The sequence below is a fragment of the Leclercia sp. LSNIH8 genome (genome assembly GCF_002920195.1).
Taxonomy (GTDB): Bacteria; Pseudomonadota; Gammaproteobacteria; order Enterobacterales; family Enterobacteriaceae; genus Enterobacter.
This window is the reverse complement of the sequence record NZ_PQJY01000002.1, coordinates 540,632-566,741: the sequence shown is the minus strand read 5'-3', so window position 1 is coordinate 566,741 and position 26,110 is coordinate 540,632. Positions and strand designations below refer to the sequence as shown.

Here is a 26,110-nt window from a genome sequence, read left to right as displayed (position 1 = left end):
CACAAAAAATGCGGTTTAGTGGCGTTTTGCGATCTCAGGCATGTTTAACAACTAAAGATATGTTCGTTACCGCCGTAAAATATTTACGCCACAAAAATAACATTCAAGTAACCTGCAAGGGATGCCTATGTCGCCTCAACCGTTTGTCACGCAGTGTGAATACCCGCTGCAAGATGACACCACCCTGATGTCCACCACCGATCTGCACAGCTACATTACTCAGGCCAACGACACGTTTGTGCAGGTAAGCGGGTATACGCTTGCCGAACTGTCAGGACAGCCGCACAACCAGGTCCGTCACTCGGATATGCCAAAAGCGGCCTTTGCCGACATGTGGTATACCCTGCAACAGGGCGAACCCTGGAGCGGAATTGTGAAAAACCGCCGTAAAAATGGTGATCACTATTGGGTGCGCGCGAATGCGGTGCCGATGGTGCGCAACGGCCAGACCACCGGGTACATGTCCATCCGCGTGAAGGCCACGCCGGAAGAGATCGCCGCTGTCGAGCCGCTCTATAAGGCGCTGAACGAAGGGCGCTGCAAAAAGCGCGTGCATAAAGGGCTGGTGGTTGCCAGAGGCTGGACCGGCAAACTCCCGTCGATGCCGCTGCGCTGGCGGGTCCGCGGCGTGATGACCGCATTATTTGCCGTGCTGGCGGCCACCCTGTTTGCCACCGGTGCGGGATGGGCAGCACTGGGCGCCAGCGCGCTGGTCATGCTGCTGGGTACGCTCCTGTTTGAGCAGCAGATTGTGCGTCCGGTCGAGAACGTGGCGCGTCAGGCGCTGAAGGTGGCGACGGGCGAGCGCAACAGCGTTGAGCACCTCAACCGCAGCGACGAGCTGGGGCTGACCCTGCGGGCGGTCGGTCAGCTCGGGCTGATGTGCCGCTGGCTGATCAATGATGTCTCCAGCCAGGTCGTCAACGTGCGTGACGGCAGCGAGCAGCTGGCGAGGGGGAACGATGACCTTAACGATCGCACCCACCAGACCGTCTCGAACGTGAAGCAGACCGTGGAGACCATGAACCAGCTGGCAATGACCGTACAGAACAACACCAGAACCGCCGTTGACGCTGATAAGCTCTCCATCGCCGCCAGCGATGCCGCCACCGAAGGCGGACACGCGATGCAAACCGTGGTCAAAACCATGGACGAGATTGCCGACAGCACCCAGCGTATCGGCTCTATCACCAAGCTGATTAATGACATCGCCTTCCAGACCAATATTCTGGCGCTGAATGCGGCGGTAGAAGCGGCCAGGGCAGGGGAGCAGGGCAAAGGCTTTGCGGTGGTAGCCGGAGAGGTGCGTCATCTTGCCAGCCGCAGCGCCACCGCCGCCAACGACATCCGCAAACTGATCGACGCCAGCGCCAGCAAAGTGCTGTCGGGCTCGGAGCAGGTCAATGCTGCCGGGCGCACAATGGATGATATTGTGGAGAAAGTGCAGAACGTCACCCGGCTTATCGCGGAGATCAGCCACTCGACCTCCGAGCAGGCGTCCGGGCTGTCGGAGCTGACCCGCGCGGTAGCGGAGCTGGATTCGATTACCCAGAAAAACGCCGCGCTGGTGGAAACCAGCGCTCAGGTGTCGGCGATGGTGAAACACCGGGCTAAACGTCTTGAGGATGCGGTCACCGTCCTTCACTGAGTCAGTAATGTTCTAAAAAAGCCGTTTACGCTTCACAGCGTAAGCGGTTTTTTTATGGGCGGATTGTCATTATTTTTATCATTTATTGTTACTTAAATATTAAATAATTAAAAAAAGCGCCGCGATTAATTCTCTCTGCCTGCGTCTGTTTTCCCTGTTGCGTTGTCAAAAAAAGTGTGCCGGTGGTTGTATAACGATCGATGAGTTAAAATTAATAGTCTGCGCCTATCCATTGTGGTGATTATGAAATAAAAAAGCGATCAAAGTCATAAAGTTAGCGGTAGAGTTACCGATAACGCTGATCGTCTGAGAAATAATCACATCGATGGAGTAAATATGTTCTTACACGACGTTAAAATCGGCACGAAATTATTTCTGGCGTTTGGATTCTTTATTGTCCTGATGGGGATAAGTGCGAGTTTATCTCTGTTGAGCCTGAACCGGGCAAATAACGGGATGCAATCCATCATCACCAGCGATTATCCCACGACCGTAAAAGCCAACCAGTTAATCGAAAATTTTCAGGAATTTATTAGCACTCAACAGCTGATGCTGCTGGACGATCAGGGCACTTACACGGCGCAATCAGAGCAGCATCTGAAGGCGATCAGCGAGCGTATCACTCTGATCCTTGGGGAGCTGGACAAGGCCCTACAGGATAAACAATCCCAGCAGGTGCTGGCCGATATCCGCGGCGTTCGCCAGCAGTATCTTGACTCCCGCTATCGTATTTTGCAGGCGGTGCAGAACAACGATCGGGCGGGGGCGATTCAGGAGATGATGACCAACACCCTCAGCCTGCAGCAGGCCTATAAGGCGAAGGTGCAGGCGCTGATTGCGATCCAGAACACCCAGATGCAGCGCGCAGGTGAAGAGGTGGAAGGCGATTTTAAAAGCAACCGTCTGGTGCTGATCCTCATCACGCTCTTCAGCGTGGTGGTGGGTAGCCTGATGGGCTGGTTTATCGTGCGCTCCATTACCCGTCCGCTGGGCGAGGCGGTGGGCTTTGCCCAGTCCATTGCCGAGGGCGATCTCACCCGCAACATTGCCTCGCACGGGAAAGATGAAACCGGCCAGCTGCTCACGGCGCTGATGGAGATGAAAGCCCGTCTGCTGGAGATTGTGCAGCAGGTGCAGACCGGTTCGGAGAGCATCTCCAGCGCCGCGGCGCAGATTGTGGCGGGTAATCAGGATCTGGCGGCGCGTACCGAAGAGCAGGCCAGCTCCGTTGAGCAAACGGCGGCGTCGATGGAGCAGATCACCGCGACGGTGAAAAACACCGCTTCGCATACCGGCGAGGCGACGAACCTCTCTGCGGACGCGGCCCGGGTGGTGAAACACAACGGCGAGATGATGCAGCAGGTCACCAGCAAAATGCGCCTGATTAACGAGACCTCCAACCGGATGTCCGACATCATCAACCTGATCGACTCCATCGCCTTCCAGACCAACATTCTGGCGCTGAACGCGGCGGTTGAGGCGGCTCGCGCGGGTGAACACGGTCGCGGCTTTGCGGTGGTGGCCGGTGAAGTTCGCCAGCTGGCGCAGAAAAGCGCCACCTCAGCCAGCGAAATTCGGCAGCTGATTGAAAGCTCAACCAGCCAGACCCAGGACGGGATGGCGCTGGTGGAAAAAGCCAGCGGGCTGATTAATGGCATGGTGGGTAACGTGGAGGAGATGGATGTCATCCTGCGTGAGATCCGCCAGGCAAGCCATGAGCAGACGGAAGGCATCTCGCAGATCAACAGCGCCATTGGCCTGATTGACTCCACCACCCAACAAAACTCCGCCCTGGTGGAGGAGTCCGTTGCGGCGGCATCATCCCTTAACGAGCAGGCGATGAATCTGAAAGCGCTGGTGAAAGTGTTCCGCGTCGCCGCTTAATCGAGCTGGGAGATCTCCAGCGCCGCGCGGTCGATCACGCCGATAATCTGTTTGATCTGCGCGTCGCTGGTCTCTCCCTGATTCACCTTCAGATCCAGCACCGCTTTAAAGTTATCCAGCGCCCGCTTCATCTGCGGGTTTTTGCGCAGCTCAAAGCCCACGCAACGCGCTTTGACGCGCGCCAGAATGTGCTCCAGATGGTCTATGTTTTCATCCAGCCACTGCTGTCCGGCAAGGGTAATCTCAATCTTTTTACGCCCGTTCTCCTCCTCGGTAAGCGTAATAAGCTGCTGATCCTGCAGAAAATCGAGCGTTGGATAGATCACGCCCGGGCTGGGGGTGTAGTTGCCCTGGGTCAGGGTCTCGATCGCCTTAATCAGCTCATAACCGTGGCTGGCGTTGCGGGTCAGAATATCGAGGATCACCAGCCGTAATTCGCCGTGACCAAAGAAGCGCTGGCGGCGACCGCCGCCGTGATGGTGATCGCCGCCGCGTCCGCGGTGAGCGTGATCGCGGTGATCATGATCGTGAGAGTGTCGCATCGTCTTTCTCCGTATTTTTGATATATCTAATTTATATCTAAATCTTAAAAACAAGCAACGTCATCGCACGTAATTTATTTAACTTACTAATATTTAAGGTTTTAAATGTATAAGGTTGGCTTTGGGATTGCGAAATATGCCTATATCAAAAAAATCTTGCAATTCTGCTTATTAGCAATCATTATCATTTAACTTCCATTTCCGATATATCGATTTCACTTTCACGAAGGCACATTATGACCACACCTCGCTATCCTCAACGTGTCCGCAACGACCTGCGCTTTCGCGAGCTGAACGTGCTCCGCGTGGAGCGCGTCAGTACCGGTTTTCAGCGCATCGTACTGGGCGGCGAAGCGCTGGAGGGCTTCAGCTCCCGCGGCTTCGACGACCACTGCAAAGTCTTTTTCCCGGAACAGGGCACGACCTTTATTCCCCCGGTAGTGACGGACGAGGGCGTGGAGTGGGGTGAGGGCGTGCGTCCGCAGGCGCGGGATTACACCCCGCTCTATGACGCGGCCCGACACGAGCTGGTGCTCGATTTCTTTATCCACGACGGCGGCGTGGCAAGCAGCTGGGCTGTGGACGCAAAACCGGGAGATACCCTCTCTATCGGCGGTCCGCGCGGCTCGCTGGTGGTGCCGGAAGATTATGCCTGGCAACTGTACGTCTGTGATGAGTCGGGCATGCCCGCCCTGCGCCGTCGTCTGGAGACCCTGCGCGCGATGCCGGTACGCCCGGAAGTGCACGCCGTGGTGACCGTGAGCGATGCCGCCTGTCAGGACTATCTGGCGCACTTAAGCGAGTTCAACATTAGCTGGGTGGTGGGGCATAACGAGCAGGCGGTGGCCGATCGTCTGGCGGCGCTCAGCGTGCCGGCAGACGATTACTTCATCTGGCTGACGGGGGAAGGGAAGGTGGTGAAAAATCTGAGCCGCCTGTTTGAAACCGACGCCATCGATCAGAAGCTGGTGCGTGCCAGCGCGTACTGGCACGCCAAATAGTCAGGCCACATCGTCGAGCTGCGCTTCGCTGACCTGATGCTCCAGCGAGGCGCGCACCTCGTGCAGGGCTTTCTCCTGCTGGGCGAAGTAGGCTTCCATATTGCTCAGCGAGGAGACCAGCAGCCAGGACTCCTCTTTTTCCAGCTCCGCCAGCTCGCTCACCAGGGTGTCGATCTGTTCGCGAACCTGGGCCATTTTTTTGCGGATACGCGTCAGATCGTTCAGCCGGTCGCTGGCCATCAGCGGCTCCAGCCCCTGATGCAGGCGGGCCACCAGGGAGCGGATCGCCTTCACGTCGCCACGCTGCTTCGCCTGGTTGAGCTGCACCATCATGGCGTTCGCCTCTTCTTTCAGCTCGTCCGCCACCAGATCCGGGTGACAGAGTTTGCTTGCCTGGCGCCAGAGCCGTTTTAACTCGTTCTGATCCTCTTCGGAGAGATCTTTGCCCCGGCGCAGGCGGATTTCCGCTTCGTGCTGCTGCTCGCGGTACTTTTCGTATTCATCGTTGGCCTCGTCCCGCGCCTGACGGGCGGGCTCCTCTTCGCGGGTTAAGCCGGTTTCCAGCTCCTGGGCTTCGGCCAGCAGGTTGGCGATCAGGTTGCTCTGCTGCTGCAGATGCTTGCGCGCCGCGGCGGCCTGTACCGAGTCGGCGGGCAGATCGCGCCAGTGCCGGGTCAGGGTCGTCAGCACCTCCACCGCCTGGGCGACATACTGCTGGCAGCGGCGGTAATCCGCTTCCCGGCGGCGCGCCTCCGCCTGCTGGCGACGCAGATTCAGCTCCGCCAAGGTTTTGCGCAGGCCGAGGATCTGGCTCATCAGTGGGCCGAGGCGCGTGAGGTAGAGGTCGTTAAATTCATCCAGCTGCTGGACGCGGGCGTTACGGCGATCGATAAGATCGCGCAGGCGCTCTTCCAGCGCTTTCAGCTCCAGCTTGCTGGCGGCCAGCTGCGGATCCCGCCATGGGGTAACGGCACGCTGGCTTTGTAGCCATTCGGTAATGGCCGCCATCGCCCCGGTGTAGTTTTTCTGCTCAAGCGCCACGACTATCGCCTGCAGCTCATCGTCAAAGGCTTCGCTTTTTAACCGTGCCAGCTGACTCTCGATGATGTCGTCATCTTCCAGTTCGATAGCATTTTTAATGATTTCCAGCCGTTTGATCGGTGTGCTCATGATGCTTTTCGCTTTTGCGCTTAAGTATTTGAGTTAAGGATAGTTGTCAGGAAAACAACAGGGAATAATACACATGTCTGATGAATGGCGCGACGGGGGAATGCGTTAATTTTGCGCGCGGTAAGCTCGCAGCGGAGGCCTCGCCAGCTAGGGTGCCACGCTGAACGGCAAAGCGCTGGATCTTACTCTCCGTGAAGCGGTCAATAATCTCATCACCGGGACTGGCATCCAGCAAATACATATTAAAAGGAAATGATGCTGGCAAATATTAAAAGGCTGCCGTGCACCCGCCATACTCACCCCTGTATCCTGCTTTTCATAAACCCCGCTTATAGTTTCCTGTCGATATTAAGCTTTGCGTGCTATATTTTTACTGGATTAATCTTTCGCCTTGGTGACATTGAGCGATATTTTATCTGTATGTTGGGGGTTACTGCTGGCAGAAAGTGGAGAAATTACGCGCTCTGTCGATAAGCTTGTACATAGTATTAGCTCTACGTAATATGCATTAGAATATTTACTAAGCAAATATGACTACCCGTAAAGGGAATGCTTTATGGCGGTTGTTAATCACTGATCCCCTTTACACGTTCGTATTCCCACAAAAATGTTGTCCCTGGCAAAGTCATGCAGGAAACAAAAAATACTGACTTGTAAATCACGAGTAATACCATGAAAAATTATGATGATTTGCAGCGTTTCAAGGATAAAACGCGCACCGGTGACATCAACTTCAAGGACTTGTCTGCGCAAAACAAGCAGGCTTCCAGTAGCGGCTGGGCGATCATCAACCAGCTGGCAGGTGTGAATAATGACGCGGCGCTGGCGAAAGCGGGCAGCGTCGCCGTACCGGTTCCCCAGGCAGTGCAACCCGGTGAGCTGGATGCTGCCTTTGCCAGTCTGACGAAGGCGCCTGCCGTTTCCTCGCCGTCGATCATGCAAAGCATGAATGGTGACCGCGCCGAAAAAGAGGCGCCGATTCAGCCTGCGCCCTCGCTGTTCGATCAGCTTAAACCTGAGGTGGCAAGCCAGCCGCCGGTGAAAGAGTCGCCTGCGCCGCAACCTGAGGTTCGTGCAACCCCTGCGCCAAAACCTGCAGAGCCGGTGCGCTTTGAGCTGCTGTTCGCCACCAAAGCGTCTGAACGTGCCAGCCATCCGGTAAAAGATCTTCCCTTACAACCGCTCCTGGAGAAAATCGCTTCATGCCGTTAGTGTGTATTTGCTCGCCAAAAGGCGGAGTCGGGAAAACCACGGTCACGGCCAACCTCGCGTATGCTCTGGCACGTTCCGGCAGTAAAGTTCTGGCCATTGACTTCGACGTACAGAACGCGCTGCGTCTGCATTTTGGCGTGCCGTTGTCTGACGGACGCGGCTACGTTGCCCGCGCCAATGAATCCGCCGACTGGAGCCAGTCGGTGCTGACGGCGGGCAACAATATGTTTGTCCTGCCCTACGGTGAAGTGACGGAAGAGCAGCGCCTGATCTTTGAACATAACCTCACCAGCGACAGCAATTTCCTGGCGCGTGGGTTAAGTTCTCTGCTGAACTACCCGGGGCTGGTCATTCTGGCCGACTTCCCGCCAGGGCCGAACCCGGCGCTGAAGGCGATCTCCCCGCTGGCCGATATGCACCTGGTGACCCTGCTGGCCGACACCGCCTCGCTGTCACTGCTGCCCCACATTGAAAACCACCGGCTGACCGGCGGCGAACCGCCGAACAACAAGGCCGGATACTATTTCCTGGTGAACCAGAGTGACAACCGGCGCCATATTAGCCGTGACGTCACCGCCTTCTTACAGCAACGCCTCGGCGATCGCCTGCTTGGTGTGATCAACCGGGATGAAAGCGTGCCTGAGGCCAATGCCTCACAGCAATCGATACTGGATTTCAGCGCCACCTCGGCGGCGGCGTTCGATATCGAGCTGGTGAGTAAGCGTATCGCGGGTATTTTGGGTATCCAGGTGGGGGACGGTGCCGTACACGCCAACCTGAGAACCTCCGGTTTCTGACGACAATTTCCAGGACGTCCTATGAAAAAGGCGCTGTTTTATCTACTGCTATTGGTCTTAGCACCCATCGCCGTATTAATTATTATCACCCCAATGGATAGCCAGAAGCAGTATATCTTCGGCTTAATCAGCATTGGGGCGCTGCTGCTGCTCGGCTTTAGCAAACATCACCGCGTATCGGTAATCATGATGATCGTGGCGGTGTTAATGTCCACACGATATATCTGGTTCCGGGCCACGCAGACGCTGCACTTTAATTCCGAAATTGAGGCCATACTCGGGATCGGGTTATTTCTCGCCGAACTCTATATCTGGATAACCATTATTTTGAGTTATCTGCAAAACCTCTTTCCCTTACAGCGCAAGATTGTGCCGCTGCCGGATGATATGTCGCAGTGGCCTACGGTGGATATCTATATCCCGTCCTATAACGAAAGCCTGGACGTGGTGCGCGATACCGTGCTGGCGGCGCAGTGCCTGGATTATCCGGCGGATAAGCTGAAGATCTACCTGCTGGATGACGGCAAGCGCAGCGAGTTCGCGGTGTTTGCCGCCAACGTCGGGGTAGGGTACATCACGCGTAACGACAACTCCCACGCCAAAGCGGGCAACCTCAACCACGCGATGAAGCTCACCAAAGGCGAGCTGATCTGCGTCTTTGACTGTGACCACGTGGCGACGCGTATCTTCCTGCAGGCGACGGTTGGGGCCTTCCTGCAGGATCCGAAGCTGGCGCTGATGCAGACGCCGCACTACTTCTACTCGCCGGATCCCTTCGAGCGTAACCTCTCCGCAGGCCGCGATATTCCTAACGAGGGTCAGCTGTTCTATGGGCAGATCCAGCGCGGTAACGATAACTGGAACGCCACTTTCTTCTGCGGCTCCTGTGCGGTGATCCGTCGCAGCGCGCTGGAAGAGATTGGTGGCTTTGCGGTGGAAACCGTTACCGAAGACGCCCACACCGCGCTGAAGATGCAGCGCCTGGGCTGGAAATCGGCCTATCTGAATATTCCGCTGGCCGCAGGGCTGGCGACGGAGCGCCTGGTGGTGCACGTGATCCAGCGTACCCGCTGGGCGCGCGGCATGACGCAGATTTTGCGGGTCGATAACCCGCTGCTGGGCCGTGGCCTGAAGTGGCAGCAGCGTCTGTGCTACCTTAACGCCATGCTCTCGTTCCAGTTTGCGTTGCCGCGCGTGGCGTTCCTCACCGCGCCGCTGGCCTACCTGCTGTTTAACCTGAACATTATCCACTCCTCGGCGAGCCTGATTTTCGCCTATATGCTGCCGCACCTGTTCCTCTGCATCTATGTGAACTCGCGGGTCAATGGGCGCTTCCGCTACAGCTTCTGGGGGGAGATCTATGATCTCGTGCTGGCCTTCCACCTGGTGCTGCCGACGGTGATTACCCTGATCTTCCCGAAACGCGGCAAGTTCAACGTAACCGATAAAGGCGCGCTGCTGGACGTGGGCTATTTCGACTTCAGCATTGTCCGCCCACACCTGATTATTGCGGTGCTGCTGGCGGCAGGCGTTGTCGCCGGGATCACGCGCGCCGTCGCGCATGACTATTTCAACGTCGATCCGATGGTTATCGCCCTGAACGTCGGCTGAGGTATCTACAGCCTGATCTTCCTGCTGGCGGCCATTGCCGTGGCGCGGGAAACCCGCCAGACGCGTAAGACGATCCGTATCGATGCCAACGTGCCGGTGGTGATCCACTACGCCAGCGGCATCTCCTCGCGCAGCCATACCCTGGATCTCTCCATGGGCGGCTGCCGTATTGCGGTGGTGGACGACCGCCATTTGACCGATGAGATCGAAGAGATTGAGCTGCAGCTGCAATCCGGGGCGATCAGCATTCCGGTCAGCGTCATTGCCCACGATGAGCAGTACATTCGCCTGATGTTTGCCGAGATCCCGCTGGAGCGCCGCCGCGAGCTGGTGCGCGTGGTGCTGGCCCGCGCCGATGCGTGGATCAACCCGCCTAAGCCGCAGGACAATCCGTTCCGCTCGTTGTTTATCATTATTCGCAGCGTGTTTGATCTGTTCTGGCTGACCTGGAAAGACCGTCGTAATAAGCGTCGTCAACGCCATGAGGATGCAGGGCGCAGGAATAACGCCACCGAGGATACCGCTGTATGAAAGGGATGACCCGCAAAGCCCTGCAGATGCTGTTTGTATTTGGCGTACTGGCGCAGCCGGTGACGGCGGAAGAGCCGACCACCGTGGAATCGCTGCTGCCGGTGGATCTCCCGCCGGGGACGGACGCGGCGCAGTCCGCTGCGGATGCGGCGCCGGCTTCCCTGCCTGCACCCGATACGCTGCCCGCTTTCCAGACCCCACCGGCGGCAGAGGCGGCTGCGGAACCGGCTGCCAGCCCGGCACCGGATGCCGTACCGGTGACGCCCGACGCCGTTCCTGCTTCTCCGGTGCCGATGGGGATCACCCCTGGCACCAGCAGCAGTATCACCGTTGCCCAGATGGGGCAGCCCAATGGCGTGGTGTTAAGCGGTGGCCAGCTACAGGGGGGGATCGATTTCACCCTCCCGGCGGACCAGGTGATCACCAATGCCCAGCTGGAGCTGAACCTGAAGGTCTCTCCGGCGATGGCGGCCCGTAATACCACCCTGCAGCTGATGCTCAACGGCCAGCCGCTGGGGACGGTGCCGTTGGGCTCTGCCGACAGCAACGTGTCGAGCTATCAGCTGGAGATCCCTGCGGCGATGGTGGTGTCACGCAATAACATTAGCTTCAAAATCAACGACGGCGATGCCCTGCTGTGCCAGCGGGATCTGTCGGACAATTATCAGGTCACCATCATGCCGAACACGCGTCTCGACCTGGAGGCGCAGCAGCTGAACATTGGCGCGGATCTGAGCCATTTCCCGCGTCCGTTCCTTGATGAGATGCAGATGACGCCGACCACGCTGACCTTCGCCTTCCCGGCCAAAACCCTGCCGGAGCAGGTGGGCGCGGCGGCGCTGATCGCCTCGTGGCTGGGGATCGAAGCGGACTACCGCGGTATTTCGTTTGACGCCCTGCATGACCAGCTGCCGGAGAAAAACGGCATCCTGTTCGGCAAACCGGGCGAGTCGATTGGCGGCCTGACGCTGCCCGCCTCTAACGGGGCGATGCTCCAGGTGGTGGATAACCCGGCCAACCCGATCTACAAACTGCTGCTGGTGGTGGGCAATAACGAGCAGCAGCTGAAAAGCGCCGCATGGCGTCTGACCCGCGGACAGTTCAGCGGCCAGACCACCAGCCTGCCGGTGGAGGCCCAGAACATCCCGGTCAGCAAGCCTTATGACGCCCCGCGCTGGATCGCCACCGACCGCCCGGTGCTGCTGAGCGAGCTGATGCGTAAAGACCAGAGCCTGACGGTGACCGGCATCTGGCACGAGCCGCTGACCCTTGGGTTCCGCGCCGCACCGGATCTCTTTATGTGGGATGGCGACACCATTCCGCTGAAAGTGGCCTATCGCTTCCCGTCCGAAAGCTGGATTGACGAGCAGCGTTCGTATCTGTCGATGACCTTCAACGGCGCGTTCCTGCGCAACCTGCCGGTCAACAAACAGGGTCTGCTCGAAAGCCTGTGGCACAAGCTTGGCGGCGATGCGCGTCAGGAGAATGTTGAGGTGCCGCTGGAGCCATACCTGATTTACGGCGACAACCAGCTGCAGCTCTATTTCAACATCCAGACCAAAGAGACCGCGCCGTGCAGCGTGTTGCTCAATAACAACATCAAGAGCCGTATCGACGAAGATTCCAGCATCGATCTGAGCAACACGCGCCACTTCACGCTGCTGCCAAATCTTTCTTACTTCGTTGGTGCATCGTTCCCGTTCACCCGTCTGGCGGACTTCTCCCAGACGGTACTGCTGCTGCCGGAGAACCCAAGCGAAAGCGAGATCAGCACCCTGCTGGATCTCTCTGCCCGCTCCGGGAACGCCACCGGCACACCGCTGAACAACAACCGCGTGATGTTCGGTCTGCCATCTGGCGGGGCGAACCTGCTGCGCCTCAGTGAAAGCGATGTGCTGGCGGTTTCCACGCTGGATCAAACTGCCTTCAACCGCGCGCTGCTGGCCCAGTCGCCGTTTATCAGCAACGAGCACACCTTTGGGGTGCGCGAGCCGAAGATGCTGGAAAAAGCGCAGCGCTTGCTGGAGGGCGACTGGAACGCATCGGGCGTCGATGCCGACCGCTACTTCTCGTCGAATGAATCCTGGCGCGGCTTTGTCAGCTTCCGCTCCCAGTGGAACCCGGAACGTCTGGTGGTGATGGCGATTGGCAGCAATGACCAACAGCTTTCGCGTCTGCATAACGATCTTAACTCGGCCCGCATCAACGCCGGGATCCGCGGCGATACGGCGATCATCACTGATGAAAACGGTGTGCGCAGCTTCCGCGTTGGCCCGCAGTTCCCGAGCGGCCAGATGCCCTGGTACATGATGGTGGTGTGGTATGCCACGCAGCACTCCGCCATGCTGGCAATCTTTGGCCTGCTGTTCGCGACGATTATTGGCCTGAGCCTCTACTCGTTACTGAAAAAACGCGCGCATAAACGTCTTAACCCACAGGATTCAGATCGTGAGTAAGGGTGGTAACACTATGGAAAATAAAAACAAAACCGCCAGACATCTGCCTGTGCTTTGCCTGTTCAGCGGGCTGGCGCTCGGGGGCCTTCAGGGCGCCCAGGCGGCGGATGCCGCGCAGTCGGCCAATAACCCGGCGCTGAAAGCGCTCTTCGACCAGGCGAACTACTGGCACGAAAAGTCTCACGATAACCTGGCGATGGAATCGCTGAAAAAAGTGCTGATGGTGGACCCCAACAACACCCAGGCGCTCTACCTGATGGCGCTGTGGTCACAGCAGGCTGGGGACATGAAAGGGGCCGCGCAGTGGCGTGAGCGCTTAACGGCGGTCTCGCCGCAGGATGCGAATCTGCAGGCGCTGGATAACGCCAAACAGATGCAGCAGGTGCCGCGTGGGCAGCTGGAGCTTGCCCGCCAGCAGGCGCGCAGCGGCAATATTCCCGCCGCGCTGAGCACCTGGCAGAGCCTGTTTACCGGCAACCAGCCGCCGCCGAGCCTGGCCCCGGAATACTATCTGACCATGGCGGGGGACAAATCCCTCTATCCGCAGGCGGTGAGCGAGCTGCGTCAGCTGCGCGTGCAGTACCCGCAGGATAACAACGTTAAAATTGCGCTGGGCAAAGTGCTCACCTATCAGGAGAGCACTCGCCGCGAGGGAATGGATATCCTGCAGGATCTGGCGAGCGGTAATCAGGATGCGGATAAATCTCTGCGTCAGGCTCTGCTCTGGCTGGGGCCGCAGGCGGGTGACGAAGCCTATTACCAGACCTACCTCCAGCGCCATCCCACCGATACCGCAGTGCAGGACTATTTCCGTAAAAGCATCGGCGGGGCGGCAAAAGGCGAAGGCTATGTGGCGCTGAACAGCGGTAATACCGACACCGCCCGCAGCCAGTTTGAGCAGGCGCTGAAGACCAACCCGGAAGATGCCGACGCGCTGGCCGGGATGGGCTACGTGGCCCTGCGCAAGGGCGACTACGCCGCGGGCGCGCAGTACCTGAACCGTGCGGCAAGCCTGGGCGGAAGCGCCTCTGAGGAGCGCAAGCAGCAGGCGCAGGATGCCGAGTTCTACGGCCAGCTGGCCCAAGCGCAGGCGGCCTACAAACAGGGTAACGTCAGCCAGGCGCTGGCCCTGAGCGCACCGCTCGCCCAGCGCAATGGCGAACAGGGGGCGGCGGCGAAGCTGTTCCGCGCCGACGTCCAGCGGCATAACAAAGATTACACCTCGGCGGAGCAGACCCTGCGCGGCCTGCTGACCGAGCAGCCGAACAACGGCGCGGCGCGGGAAAACCTCTACTACGTCCTGCGCGAGCAGAACAAAACCGCCGAAGCCCAGGCGATGTTGCAGACCCTGCCGGCCAGCCTACAGGCGAGGCTCCAGCCGCGCGTCTCCGGCGGCAACCCGACCGATCCGCTGCGTCGTCAGGCGCAGCAGGCGGCGGCCAACGGCGATCCGCAGCGCGCCATTGCGCTGTTGCAGCAGGGGACGGCCCGCTATCCGTCCGATCCCTGGCTGCGTCTCGATCTTGCGCGTCTGTTGCAGAAACAGGGACGCGACGCAGAGGCGGCCAACACCATGGCACCAGCTTTCCGCCCGAACGCCAGCAACAGCGAACTCTACGCGGCGGCCCTGTTCGCCAGTGAAAACAACGCCTGGCAGCAGTCGCAAACCCTGCTGTCGCGTATTCCGGCCTCCAGCCAGAACCGCGATATGCGCGAGCTGTCGCAGCGGGTCAACTACAACCTCCAGATGAACGTCGCCGAGCGCTATCTGGCGCAAGGCGATCGCACCGCGGCGGCCAACACCCTGAAAGCCCTGGCGGCGCGTCCGCCACAAAGCCCGGCGGATGCCGGCAAGCTGGCGCGGATGCTGGCCCAGAGCGGGGATATCACCACTGCGGTGAGCGTGGTTCACGACAACATGCGCCGCGGCGTGCAGGGTAACGCCGGGGATTATGCCGATCAGGTGGCGGTACTCAATCAGGCGGGGCTGGGCAGCGAAGCCCAGGCCTGGCTTGCCAGCCCGGAGCTGCAATCGCGCAGTACCCCGACCCAGCTGGCGAGCATTCGTAACGGCTACGTGATCAACGAGGCCGACCGTCTGCGCGTGCAGGGTAACTATGCGGCGGCCTACGATAAGCTGATCCGCGCCATGCAAAACGATCCGCAGAACACCGATCTGATGTTTGCGATGGCCCGCGTCTATCAGTCCGGCAAGATGAATAAAGAGGCAGGGGTGGTCTACGACTACCTGATGACCCGCGATACGCCGCAGCAGGATGCGCGGGCCGGGGCGATCGATGTGGCCCTGGCCAGCAAAAACGTCGATAAAGCGAAGCAGCTGAGCGCCGGGCTGACCAACGACGGTACGCCGGAGCGCCTGCTGATGCTGGCGCGGGTCTCCGAGGCGGAAGGCAATCATCAGCAGGCGATGAGCTATCTGCGCACCGCGCGCGGCAAGCTGCTCGGCCTGCAGAATAACACCGGTGAAACCGCCCCAATGCTGAGCGGCCTGGCACTGGCCGACAACCCGTTTGTAGGGACCTCCAGCACCGGCGAGGTGGCAGCGTCGCCGTCGCTCTACGGCCAGGCGATGCCGTGGCAGGTGGCCCAGCTGGCGCGTAATCCAGAGACCGCGCCGCCGGGTACCGTGCGCACCGATCTGCCGGTGGAAACCGCCCAGGCAGGTACGCTGCGCCAGGTGGATAACATGATGGAGATGCTGGTGGATAAAACCGCCACCTGGGCGCGGGGATCAACCTCCCTGCGCGCGCGTGACGGCGAAGATGGGCTCAGCAAGCTCACCGAGATCAAGGCGCCATTGCAGTGGTCCACCGTGCCGTTCGGGGATTCCCGCCTGGACGTTAACGTCACGCCGATTAGCCTCGATGCGGGTACCTCGTCCGATGAATCCAGCCGCCGGTTTGGTACCGGGGCGCTGATTCAGGGCGGCGTCGCCGAAGAGCTCTATAACGCCTCCACCACCACGCCGCCTGAGCTGCCGAATATCGACAAAATCAAGGTGCCGTCCCAGGGCTCGCAAAGCGCCCAGGGTGTGGAAGTGGCGATGGCGCTCACCGGGGATCAATACAAAATTGACGTCGGCTCCACGCCGCTGGGCCAGGATCTGAATACCGTCGTGGGTGGGATCCAGTGGTCGCCACAGCTGACCGATTACCTCAAGCTGGTGCTCACCGGCGAGCGTCGTGCGGTGGTAGACAGTCTCCTCTCCTATGTCGGCGTTGAGGACAAATACAGCGGCAAGAAGTGGGGCCAGGTCACCAAAAACGGCGGCAGCGCGCAGCTGAGCTATGACAATACCGATGCAGGTTTCTATGCCGGGTTTGGCGTGTATGACTACGTCGGGGAGAACGTGCCGAGCAACACCAGCGTCACCGGCTCTGCGGGGGTCTATTTCCGCCCTTACTACGCCGCCGACCGCGAGCTGAAAGCCGGCATCAACATGAACTACATGAACTTCGACAAAAACCTGAGCTACTTCAGCTACGGGCAGGGGGGCTACTTCAGTCCGCAGGACTATATCAGCGTCTCCTTCCCGGTGGATTACACCCAGAAATATGATAACTGGAACCTGGGGTTAGGCGCGTCGATTGGTTATCAGTCCTACTCCCAGGATGAGAGCCCGTACTTCCCGACGGACGCGGCCATGCAGCGCCAGCTGGAAGATTATGTCTCACGTGGTTTCGCCAAAGAAGCGTTCTACAAAGGCAACAGCGAAAACGGCCTGGGCTACAACCTGCGCGCGTCCACGGACTACAAACTCAACAAAGATATGACCATCGGCGGGCAGATTGGGTATGACACTTTCGGTGATTACAACGAAAGCACCGCAAGCCTCTACTTCCGCTACCTTCTGGGGAACAAGTAATGAACGATCAACAGCTTTTGCACTATTACCAGCATCAACAGTCCCAGTCGGGCTGGTTTGGCCTGATCCACGTGATGGTTGAGACGATGGTAGCGAACGTCGGCGAGGCGCAGAGTCGCGCCTTTCTCGTGCAGATGGGCGACGCCCTGGGCGAGCGCTTCCCGCTGACGCTGGCGCACACGGTGGGCGAACTCGAAGAGCAGATCAACGCCCGACTGGCGGCCTTTAACTGGGGCTATATTGATATTGATGCCAGCGACACGGCGATCCGCATCGTGCATACGGCATTGCCGGTGCCGCCTGAAGAGGCAAAGCAGATGGCCTGGAACCACGCCTTCAGCGCGGTGCTGGAGGGACTCTATGCCCGCTGGCTGCGCGAGCAGGGCGGAAAATCGCACGTTTCACTGTGGCGGGAGGCATCCCCCTCGGCTACGGTTATCCATTTCAGATATCAAAACAATCAATAAGGATCGGCCATGTGGCAGCGAACTAAAATCGTGGTTCTGGCGCTGGGGCTGTTGTTAAGTCATCAGGTTTTCGCTGGAAGCGCATGGGAGAGTTACAAGGCGCGGTTTTTGATGCCGGATGGTCGCATCATTGATACCGGCAACAACAGCGTGAGCCATACCGAGGGGCAGGGCTTCGCCATGATGATGGCGGTGCGCAACAACGATCGCGCGGGTTTTGACAAAATCTGGAGCTGGACCAAAAAGAATCTGCAAAACCCACAGACGGGCCTGTTCTACTGGCGCTTTAACCCGGTGGCCGCCGATCCTGTTATGGATAAAAACAATGCCACCGACGGCGATACCTTTATCGCCTGGGCGCTGTTGAAGGCTGGCACCCAGTGGAATGACAGCAATTACCTGAACGCGTCGGACGCCATCACCAAAGAGCTGGTGGCCCGCAATGTGATCAGCTTTGCCGGTTACCGCGTGATGTTGCCCGGTGCGAAAGGCTTCAACCTCAACAGCCATGTGAATCTTAACCCGTCCTATTTTATCTTCCCGGCCTGGGAGGATTTCGCGAAGCGCAGCCATCTGACGGTGTGGCGTGATCTGATCAATGACGGGCAGAAGCTGCTGGTGAAAATGCGCTTTGGCAACACGCAGCTCCCGGCGGACTGGGTTTCCCTTTATGCTGACGGCCATGTGACCCCGGCCAAAGAGTGGCCGGCGCGCTTTAGCTACGATGCGATCCGCGTGCCGCTGTACGTGAAGTGGTATCAGCCAACCAGCCCGCTGATGGCGCCGTATACCGCCTACTGGGGACGTTTTGCCCGTACCCAGACGCCAGCCTGGGTGAACATCACCACCAACGATTCGGCGCCTTATATGATGGACGGCGGCCTGCTGGCGGTGCGTGATTTGGCAATGGGGCAACTCCCGGCGGGCGAGCCGCAGATCACGGCGCAGGAGGATTACTATTCTGCGAGTCTGAAGATGCTGGTGTCGCTGGCGAGGTAAGTTTTATCTTCTCACAGTGAGATTCTGGAAAGCGCCTCGCAAGAATGACTTGCGGTGGCGCTTTTTGTTTTTTGGGGAATATTGTTTACCGGACCCTGGCAATATAAACAAAAAAGACTTAGCCAATTTCCTGTCTAAGTCCTTGAAATTTGGTGGCCCCTGCTGGACTTGAACCAGCGACCAAGCGATTATGAGTCATAAAATTGGCATGTTTTTAATTGTTCGCCATTGTCTCTATTTGTGTTTTTAATTGTCTATAATCAATCAGTTATGAGGTTGTTTTTGTTTCTGATTGGTTCTCTCATTTCCCCATTGTACTATCCTTACCTGACCCGTTACCTGACCCGAAATGGGCATCGGGTCAGGTAACGCTTATTCTCAGAAAGGTAAACTCATGGCCGCTAATCTTACCGAGACTGCTATACGTGGATTGAAGACAAAAAGCACGGCGTACTACGTGTGGAGCAACAGTGCTCAACGTGGTACTGGCAGGCTTGGCGTTAAGGTTCAGCCTTCGGGCAGCAAAGTTTTTTATTTCCGTTATTACATTGAGAAAGGGAAGAAAGAGAAGTTCATCCAGTTGGGCATCTGGCCTGAGATGAAACTGGTGACGGCCAATGAGCTGGCGAAAAAGTATGGTGCCTGGCTTGTTGAAGGAAAAGAGCCCCAGCAAGAGCTTGAGCAGCAGCGCCTGGCCGAACAGCACATCATGCAGTTGCATCGTTCTCAGGGATCGTTTGAAGAACTGGTGCATGGTTACGTCAATAAGATGAAGCTCGACAACAAACGGACGTGGGCTGATGTATTGAAGCGCATGGAAAGAGAGTGCTACTCGGTTATTCCTCGTGATACCAAAGCGAAGGACGTGACGCCTCTGCAGATCAAAACCATTCTCTCAGGCATTATCCAGCGTGATGCGGTGGTCCATGCGAACCGAATTCGTTCTTACCTGATGGCGGCATTTAACTACGGTCTGAAAGCTGATAACGATCCGATGAATACCAGCGTGGGTGTTACGTTCGGCCTTGAAGTTAACCCGGTATCGGCCATACCGAAACAGTCTTCGGCGGAAAAAGTTGGTGATACGTGGTTAGTGCTGGAAGAGCTTCGTTTTGTCATGGAACATTTCTCCGAGGCAACAGGAGTGGGTCCCTTGATGCAACACTTAATTCGTTTCTGTACTTACGTTGGCGGGCAACGTCCGTTCGAAATGATTGCCAGCCAGTGGAGCGCGATTGACTGGCAGCAAAAGACGTTACTGGTCATTGCCGATGTATCGAAAAACAAGCGTGAGCATCTGATCCCACTGACTGAATCGGCATTACAGGAATTAGCCTCAGTGAAAGAGCTGACTAAGGAAAGTAACAGTCCCTATATTTTCCCGCTATCAACCAACGGTGAGCGCCCGGTACGTACCGATAGCCTGGCCCGTTCCATCATGTATTTCCGTGCTTTTAATCCTGAGTTTAAAGTTTTCACGGCGCGAGATTTACGCCGGACCTGTAAAACGCTGATGGGGGAGGCGGGGATCAGTAAAGAGATCCGTGACCGTATTCAGAATCACGCTTTAAATGATGTCAGCTCGAAACACTATGACCGCTATGATTATCTGACTGAAAAGCGCAGGGCGCTTGAGATCTGGGAAGTTCGGGTTAATAACTATCAACGGCAGCAGGAAAACAACGTTGTTAACTTGTTTGGGCGGAGGTAAGAGCTTGTCAAAATATGAGCTTAATTCAGCGGAAGAACGGTATCAGCCGGGCTCTGGAGACTTGGTGCTGGCTAATAAGCTGGGAATCATTGATGAACAGGAAATGGATACACTGGAGTCTGGCTTGCTGCTGATGCTGTATGAGCAGCTATTTATTGAGAGCCAGCCGCCTGAGGCGCTGGCTTTTGAGCACATCAGTAGGTGGCATCGTCAATGGCTGGGGAATGTGTACGACTGGGCGGGGAGGTTGCGTAATGCCAACCTGACAAAAGACGGCTTCCAGTTTGCCGCTGCCGACAGGATTCCGCTTCTTCTTGATGGTTTCGAGAAGCAGTTTCTTTCCCGGTCTGGTGAACTGAAATTCTTAGCTCGTCCGGAGCTGGTTCGTTATCTGGCTGAATGCCATGTGGAATTTATTTTGATCCATCCATTCAGAGAAGGTAACGGGCGTCTGTCGAGACTGCTTTGCGATGTGTTGTCGGTTCTGGCGGGGAAGGGCTTACTGGACTACAGCCTGTGGGATGAGCACAAGCCATTTTATTTCAAGGCAATACAGGCAGGCGTATCAGGGAACTACAGCCCCATGATGCAACTGGTGAGCGATATATTGCCAGATTAACGGGCGAGGCCAACAGCTTTCGCCTGTGCCTGGTTTTGTTTGAGTTGCTGCTCAATTTTTTGCACAGAAACACCCGTTTCGATCGCGGTTGAGCTGGCAACGGAACGGTAGATTTGAGTTTTAGTGATCTGGCTGTGTGCTGTTTTTTTTGTCATTTTGAAGCCCTCGTTTTGCTGCACTGATTTTAGTTCGGATAGGGGCGCCCTACAAGCGGGCTGAAGGATAATGAACAATAGGTCAACGTTATGCCAGCATAAGCTAAGTAATCCGTGCCATTTAATTGTTGAAACTAAATAGCTGTGCGGAATAGTAATCCGCTTTCGACCAGCCCTTGCAGGGCAAGGTATTAGGGCTGTTTCCTATGTCTAACCATGTTGCATCGGGCTTGAAATATGTTTCCCATACGCAACATGTCGCCCATCATAAAACGGCAGGTGTAGCGGTATTAGGCGGACCTATTTAGGTGTTGCTTTTTTAGGTGTTGCTTTATTTGAGTTTAATTAAGTTTAAAATTTAAACAGAAAAATGAGTTCTTCACATCACCAAATCTATAAATAAGTACTTATTTTTTTATTCGGTTATGTGTAAAATGAGCATTTACACCTTGGATTTCAGGTAAGTGGTGCTATGGCAAGATCATATTATTCATTGAAAAAGTTTTCTGCACTTTTTGGTGTAGAAGTTGATGAACTTGTTCAGGCATGGCTTGATGATAAACTTCATCTGTACGTTAATTTCGGGAACGAAATTTTCCCATGCATACTTAGACGTTGCGTTTCTCCAAATATACATAAAAATACAATTCATGATATAAATTATGGTCGTGATTTCTATCAGAGCAAAGATAGTCCTGCTTATAGTACATTATCATTTATTCCAGAAATTCCATTAAATCCTCATTTAGATATACAGAAGCGGTTTGACACTGGTGGAATAGATGTTCCAGTCTCTGGGGAGTACTATGAATATAGATATCGAGGGTATGCCTATGGTTATTGGATTGCTAGACCAACTAAAGTAGCTCGTTTCAGCAGTGGAAAATACTTACTTACAGATAAAGACTCGGTGGAACAGAAAAAATCCCCACCCGGGGATGTGATGATTTTTTCCCATAATTCCTTCGATTTTCTTATTTTTCCTGAATCAACATATATAGATGAATCTTTTTTATCAATTAGAGAAGATCATGCATCTCTTTTTTTGAATGGCCTGAATATTGAAAAAACAAAAGTAAATAATATCAATGTTTCTTTCCTTGTACCTGAAGAGTATGTTGCATTATATATATTGATGCATGAATGTTGCAGAAGAACATATGGGAAGTTAGATGTTTCTAGCGTTTTTAAACCACTCAATAAACTTTATTCAGGAGACTTTAGTTTTGATACTCTAAAACGGTATGCAAAAAAACCTGAATTAAACCGTACTAAAGCATATCGTGTAAGTGAAAAACAGAAGAGGGCTTTATGTTATCTTATAACTGAGTTTTGCAAAAAATATGAAATTGAGCAGACAGTTTCTTCTGTAGTGAATAAATTAACAGCAGTTACACAATTAGAGCCTCACTCATTAAACTTTTCTTTTAGTGAGAGTAAGGTAAAGGAATGGATGGATATCTCAAAAGGAAAATGATTTTTGGTATATCGCATAATATCAGAAATCCCCGTGGTAGTAATGTGTATTACTATCCTTGTTAACTGTTTGTGTTTAAATATTTAATAATGGTATTGTAATGCACCAACGGATTTAAAAGTATATTAGCTAACAATATTCCATGTTGAATTCAGGGCATGACACAGATTTAGTGATAATGATGGATACCAGCCGATGACCAGCGTGGATTACCCTTAGGCCGCACGTAAGATAATTGTTCATCGACTTCACAGCGATGACGACCTCTGCGACCGGCTCATCGTTTTGTGCAACCTAGGATGGTGCAAGTTTTTAGATGACGGAGAACGGCATTGAGGCTTATTTTCAGTACTCTTGCCGTATCACGGCATCCAGAGCCGTTCATCTCTATATCAACAATGGTCTGATGGGTTTCGGTTTAGCGCCGTTGTAGCGATAGCTGAAAAGTTTTCAGGCAGTATTTACAGCGATAAAGTTGCGCACCTGAGCCAGAATGGCCGTTTCGGATCACCCCATTCGTTTCAGAGCAACGGGGACAAACCACATCAATATTTACCATCAGTAGACCAAAAAGACGAAAGAATACATCAACACTAATCAGCGTCACGACCTAGATTCAAAAGACTAAAACATCTAACTCTTCATTAGTATTCAATTCAACTCATTGTTGTATTGAGATTTACAAATGATACCTGATCGTTTTTTGACCTGTTTGCTTATTAAGATTTTCGAATGCTTAATAAGAACGCTTCGCATTTTTTGATTGCACAGTTTGATGCATGATGCCTTCACCGAAACAAAGGAGGCAACATGAAAACAACATTCAACTATCCAACACCACAAGAACGTTTACAGGTCCTGCGCAACTATGGCGAACCCCATGATCGCCTAGTACGTGAAAAGGAGCGTCAGTACATCACATCGGTATCTCGTTCAACGGCCTGGAAACTGGAGCAAGTCGGTCAGTTTCCGTTGCGTAAGTCTATTGGGTTGAAGTCCTGTGGCTGGTTGTTAAGCGATCTACTTTGCTGGATTAACGAACGTTAGCACCCAGAGATTTTGTGCATTTATTTTTTGTTTTTTTTCTGAGTACCCGTGTTCATCCTGCTATTTCTGCAATTAATAGCGGAATAGCAACTTGCGCGGAACTTTTTAACGTGAATTTTATTAGAGGTGTTGTATGTTTAACGGTAGTCCTTTCCCTGTAGATGCATTTCCTCAGATTATCAGAAATGCCATTTATGAAGTGGAACAGCATACGCAAGCCCCACAAGCTTTGATCGCAGCTTCTGCTCTGGGAGTTATTTCTCTTGCCTGTCAAAACCGGATTGATGTTTGCCGGCTGAAAAATCTGCGAGGCCCAGTATCACTTTTCTTACTTACACTGGCAGAATCTGGTGAACGGAAAAGTACGGTTGATAAATTGCTGATGGAGCCATTATATCAACTGGAGGAAAATTTATTTGAAAAGTACACCCATGATCTTACCGTCTGGCGAAATGATGAAGCAATTTTTAATATTGAAAAAAAATCTCTGATGTCAAAACTCAAGTCAGAAATTAGACGTAACAAAGATCATTTGCCAACAAATGAAAAGCTTAAAGCGCTGCTGGCATCGCATCCTAAATCACCGGTGAGATTCAAGCAGATATTTAGCGACGCCACACCAGCGGCCATTAAAGATTACCTCTGTGGCTACTGGCGATCTGTCGGCATTATGTCTGATGAGGCTGGCACTATTTTTAATGGTTACACGCTGAACGAACTACCTTTCATCAATAAGATGTGGGATGGTGCAATGTTTCCTGTAGAAAGGAAAAGTGAGCCTGAAAAATTAATCAGAGATGCCAGAATGACACTGTCACTGATGGTCCAGCCTGATATTTTTAAGGGTTATATTAAACGGAAAGGTGATATGGCAAAGGGAATAGGTTTCTTCGCACGATGCCTAATCTGCCAGCCTGGTTCAACACAAGGCAATAGACAAATTACTAGCCCGGTTGTTTCAACCGAATATCTACCAATATTTCATCAAAGACTTATGAAGATCGTTAACGAAAGTATTGCTGGAAATAATGAAAATGATCGTCTTTGCCTCCGATTCACTGTAGAAGCAGAAAAACGCTGGATCGCATTTTCTAATAATGTCGAGTATGAAATGGGGATTCTTGGAAGACTGTCAAACTTTAAAGATTATGCATCAAAAATGGCAGAAAATATGGCAAGAATAGCCGCACTATTGCACCATTTTAATGGTGATGAGGGTGATATCTCACTTTTAACAGTTGAGGCCGCAGTAGAGATAAGTACCTGGTATGTTCGCGAGTACGTACGCTTGTTTTCTAAACCCCAGGAATTCACGCTGGCAATCTCGGAGGCGGATGAACTTTATTGGTGGATAAATAATTATTGTATTCGACTCAAGGCATCTTGGATTACTAAAAATACAGTGCTCCAATACGGCCCTAATAAATTCAGGAATCGTAGCAAAGCAAATGAGTTGCTTAATACGCTATATTCTCAAAATAGAATACTCGCAGAAAAGAGAGGTAAGACAGTATTTATAGCCATAGCAGGCTCAATATTCTGACGCTCTACTGTTGAACAGATATTTAATTCAAGAGTAAAAATATAAACTGAGCCTATTACCAGTAAGGGCTTGTTATCTTGATAGGTAATATATCTGTAGTCCATTCAATACCTCAATATTACTTGGTAGGATACTATATGACATACGACAGTGAGTTTGGTTCACATGTAACCCTGTATAAGAATAGGATTAAACAGGTCATTGATGAAGCACTGAAAGAGCATCCTAATACAATGATTATACGTGTTGATTTACATGACCCAATAGATACGGAAAATCTGGATAATCCGTTCTTTCAACCCAGAATAGACTCTGGTGCAATATCTCGTTTTACCAGTGCATTAAAAGCAAAGCTTGAACACGATAAGCATATTAAAACTCAACGGAAAGACTGGCCTGATACTCGACATTCAATCTTACGTTACGCATGGGTCCGAGAATATACCAAAAATGGAAAGCGGCATTACCATTTGATACTGTGTTTCAATCAGGATGCTTATTATCATTTAGGTGATTACGACTTAAACCGTAACACGTTACGTACAATGATAACGACAGCTTGGTACAGTGCACTTGGCATCCCTATAGATAGCTCGGGGAAGTTAGTTAATTACCCGCCAAATGGCAAATACCTTCTCAATCGTAAAAGGGACAACTTTGAGCAGACTTATAGCGATTTGATGAACAGGGTGGATTACATGACCAAAGTAAGAACTAAAATAGTCGGTGATGGGGACCGTAATTTCGGCTGCAGTCGCGGGTAATTTATTTTTTACAACGATGGCCTTTCTTATGGATGGAAAGGCCAAACCCATCAGTTAAAGATGGTTGTTTTACTATAATCCAACGTCCTCATCCCCGATATTAGTCAAAATCATTAATTCTTTAATCTCTCGTTGTGCCAACTGTAATTCAAACTGCTCTTGAATTAACATCCACTTCGACCAACTTCCACCGACTACATGCGATAACCGGAGTGCCATAGCTTTCGTCAGTGAAACTGAACCGTTCAACAATTCAACTATCTCTTGCTCGCGACATCCCATGTAAACCGAAAATTTATTCAGTCCTATATTTGATACCGCTAGTATTTCGGCCAGTTTAATGCCGGGATGATCAGGAAGTAAGGTCATGCCGTATTCATCCTGATAAATTCCATAAATAGAACAGCCAGTTTCTCTCAGTTCTCGTAAATTCTTCCCTGCAAACTTCAGCTCGTGTGAAAGCCCGAGAAACTCACCAGTAAATTCATATTCTGCTTCAGGCCTATGGTGGCATTTGATCAATGCAAATGCCGCCCCTACTTTTTCAACTGTTACAGTAACCGACATTGAACCACCTCCGTCAAGATAAT

At 53.7% G+C, this 26,110-nt stretch carries 19 protein-coding genes and 2 pseudogenes; 16 read left to right on the top strand and 5 right to left on the bottom strand.

Translation table 11 applies throughout. The features are described 5' to 3' along the window. Positions 1 to 127 precede the first annotated feature (127 nt). Both C3406_RS07645 and C3406_RS07640 read left to right on the top strand, forming a co-directional pair. A complete protein-coding gene (locus C3406_RS07645) occupies positions 128 to 1,648 on the top strand; it encodes a methyl-accepting chemotaxis protein (RefSeq protein ID WP_103824870.1) in 1,521 nt (506 codons plus the stop codon). A 336-nt stretch (positions 1,649 to 1,984) separates the two neighbouring features. Next, positions 1,985 to 3,532, top strand: a complete 1,548-nt coding sequence (locus tag C3406_RS07640) for a methyl-accepting chemotaxis protein (protein ID WP_103824869.1) — start codon at positions 1,985 to 1,987, stop codon at positions 3,530 to 3,532. On the opposite strand, the gene C3406_RS07635 is transcribed toward C3406_RS07640, so the two are convergent. Next, positions 3,529 to 4,074 carry a PadR family transcriptional regulator gene (locus C3406_RS07635; protein WP_103824868.1) on the bottom strand — a complete coding sequence of 182 codons (546 nt, stop codon included), beginning with the start codon at positions 4,072 to 4,074 and terminating at the stop codon, positions 3,529 to 3,531. The genes C3406_RS07640 and C3406_RS07635 overlap by 4 nt on opposite strands. 236 nt (positions 4,075 to 4,310) lie before the next feature. Between C3406_RS07635 and C3406_RS07630 the strand changes: the two genes are divergently transcribed. Then, entirely contained in the window at positions 4,311 to 5,075 is a 765-nt protein-coding gene (locus tag C3406_RS07630) for a siderophore-interacting protein (RefSeq protein ID WP_103824867.1), read from the top strand. Here the strand turns inward: C3406_RS07630 and C3406_RS07625 are convergent, their stop codons facing one another. Next, positions 5,076 to 6,245 carry a DNA repair protein gene (locus C3406_RS07625; protein WP_103824866.1) on the bottom strand — a complete coding sequence of 390 codons (1,170 nt, stop codon included), beginning with the start codon at positions 6,243 to 6,245 and terminating at the stop codon, positions 5,076 to 5,078. Between the two features lie 672 nt (positions 6,246 to 6,917). On the opposite strand from C3406_RS07625, the gene bcsO reads away from it, so the two are divergent. The 9 genes and pseudogenes from bcsO to C3406_RS07575 all read left to right on the top strand — a co-directional run bounded on the left by bcsO (position 6,918) and on the right by C3406_RS07575 (position 20,534). Continuing rightward, positions 6,918 to 7,457, top strand: coding sequence for a cellulose biosynthesis protein BcsO (bcsO, locus tag C3406_RS07615; RefSeq protein WP_103824864.1), 540 nt, complete (start codon positions 6,918 to 6,920; stop codon positions 7,455 to 7,457). Continuing rightward, the gene (bcsQ, locus tag C3406_RS07610) at positions 7,448 to 8,254 is read left to right on the top strand and encodes a cellulose biosynthesis protein BcsQ (protein WP_103824863.1); all 807 of its coding nucleotides are present in this window, start codon (positions 7,448 to 7,450) and stop codon (positions 8,252 to 8,254) included. The genes bcsO and bcsQ overlap by 10 nt, the downstream gene beginning before the upstream one ends. Before the next feature lie 21 nt (positions 8,255 to 8,275). Next, positions 8,276 to 10,396 (top strand): annotated as a pseudogene (gene bcsA, locus C3406_RS07605) (UDP-forming cellulose synthase catalytic subunit). Beyond that, positions 10,393 to 12,852 (top strand): cellulose biosynthesis cyclic di-GMP-binding regulatory protein BcsB, encoded by a 2,460-nt coding sequence (gene bcsB, locus C3406_RS07600; RefSeq protein ID WP_103824862.1) that lies wholly within the window; start codon positions 10,393 to 10,395, stop codon positions 12,850 to 12,852. Before bcsA ends, bcsB begins: the two are co-directional and overlap by 4 nt. A 13-nt stretch (positions 12,853 to 12,865) precedes the next feature. Continuing rightward, complete coding sequence (locus tag C3406_RS07595) at positions 12,866 to 16,738, top strand: cellulose biosynthesis protein BcsC (protein ID WP_103824861.1); 3,873 nt, start codon at positions 12,866 to 12,868, stop codon at positions 16,736 to 16,738. Beyond that, complete coding sequence (gene bcsD, locus C3406_RS07590; protein WP_103824860.1) at positions 16,738 to 17,205, top strand: cellulose biosynthesis protein BcsD; 468 nt, start codon at positions 16,738 to 16,740, stop codon at positions 17,203 to 17,205. Before C3406_RS07595 ends, bcsD begins: the two co-directional genes overlap by 1 nt. Before the next feature lie 9 nt (positions 17,206 to 17,214). Then, a complete protein-coding gene (locus tag C3406_RS07585) occupies positions 17,215 to 18,204 on the top strand; it encodes a family 8 glycosyl hydrolase (RefSeq protein WP_103824859.1) in 990 nt (329 codons plus the stop codon). 394 nt (positions 18,205 to 18,598) lie between these two features. Beyond that, positions 18,599 to 19,915, top strand: coding sequence for a tyrosine-type recombinase/integrase (locus tag C3406_RS07580; RefSeq protein WP_016154573.1), 1,317 nt, complete (start codon positions 18,599 to 18,601; stop codon positions 19,913 to 19,915). A gap of 4 nt (positions 19,916 to 19,919) precedes the next feature. Further along, positions 19,920 to 20,534, top strand: a complete 615-nt coding sequence (locus tag C3406_RS07575; protein WP_024176618.1) for a Fic/DOC family protein — start codon at positions 19,920 to 19,922, stop codon at positions 20,532 to 20,534. On the opposite strand, the gene C3406_RS07570 is transcribed toward C3406_RS07575, so the two are convergent. After that, positions 20,531 to 20,689 (bottom strand): hypothetical protein, encoded by a 159-nt coding sequence (locus C3406_RS07570; RefSeq protein WP_016154571.1) that lies wholly within the window; start codon positions 20,687 to 20,689, stop codon positions 20,531 to 20,533. The two genes, C3406_RS07575 and C3406_RS07570, sit on opposite strands and share 4 nt — an antisense overlap. A gap of 472 nt (positions 20,690 to 21,161) precedes the next feature. On the opposite strand from C3406_RS07570, the gene C3406_RS25990 reads away from it, so the two are divergent. After that, positions 21,162 to 22,166: a hypothetical protein gene (locus tag C3406_RS25990; protein WP_016154570.1), complete on the top strand. Its 1,005-nt coding sequence runs from the start codon at positions 21,162 to 21,164 to the stop codon at positions 22,164 to 22,166. 199 nt (positions 22,167 to 22,365) lie between these two features. Here the strand turns inward: C3406_RS25990 and C3406_RS26450 are convergent. Further along, positions 22,366 to 22,725 (bottom strand): annotated as a pseudogene (locus C3406_RS26450) (IS1-like element transposase); the annotation flags it as partial. A 251-nt stretch (positions 22,726 to 22,976) separates the two neighbouring features. On the opposite strand from C3406_RS26450, the gene C3406_RS07555 reads away from it, so the two are divergent. The 3 genes from C3406_RS07555 (at position 22,977) to C3406_RS07545 (ending at position 25,520) form a co-directional block, all read left to right on the top strand. Next, a complete protein-coding gene (locus C3406_RS07555; protein WP_006812027.1) occupies positions 22,977 to 23,213 on the top strand; it encodes a helix-turn-helix transcriptional regulator in 237 nt (78 codons plus the stop codon). 133 nt (positions 23,214 to 23,346) lie between these two features. After that, positions 23,347 to 24,756: a YfjI family protein gene (locus C3406_RS07550; protein WP_016154569.1), complete on the top strand. Its 1,410-nt coding sequence runs from the start codon at positions 23,347 to 23,349 to the stop codon at positions 24,754 to 24,756. A gap of 137 nt (positions 24,757 to 24,893) precedes the next feature. Beyond that, positions 24,894 to 25,520, top strand: coding sequence for an inovirus Gp2 family protein (locus C3406_RS07545; protein WP_016154567.1), 627 nt, complete (start codon positions 24,894 to 24,896; stop codon positions 25,518 to 25,520). A 72-nt stretch (positions 25,521 to 25,592) separates the two neighbouring features. On the opposite strand, the gene C3406_RS07540 is transcribed toward C3406_RS07545, so the two are convergent. Then, complete coding sequence (locus tag C3406_RS07540; RefSeq protein WP_016154566.1) at positions 25,593 to 26,087, bottom strand: helix-turn-helix transcriptional regulator; 495 nt, start codon at positions 26,085 to 26,087, stop codon at positions 25,593 to 25,595. Between the last annotated feature and the right edge of the window lie 23 nt (positions 26,088 to 26,110).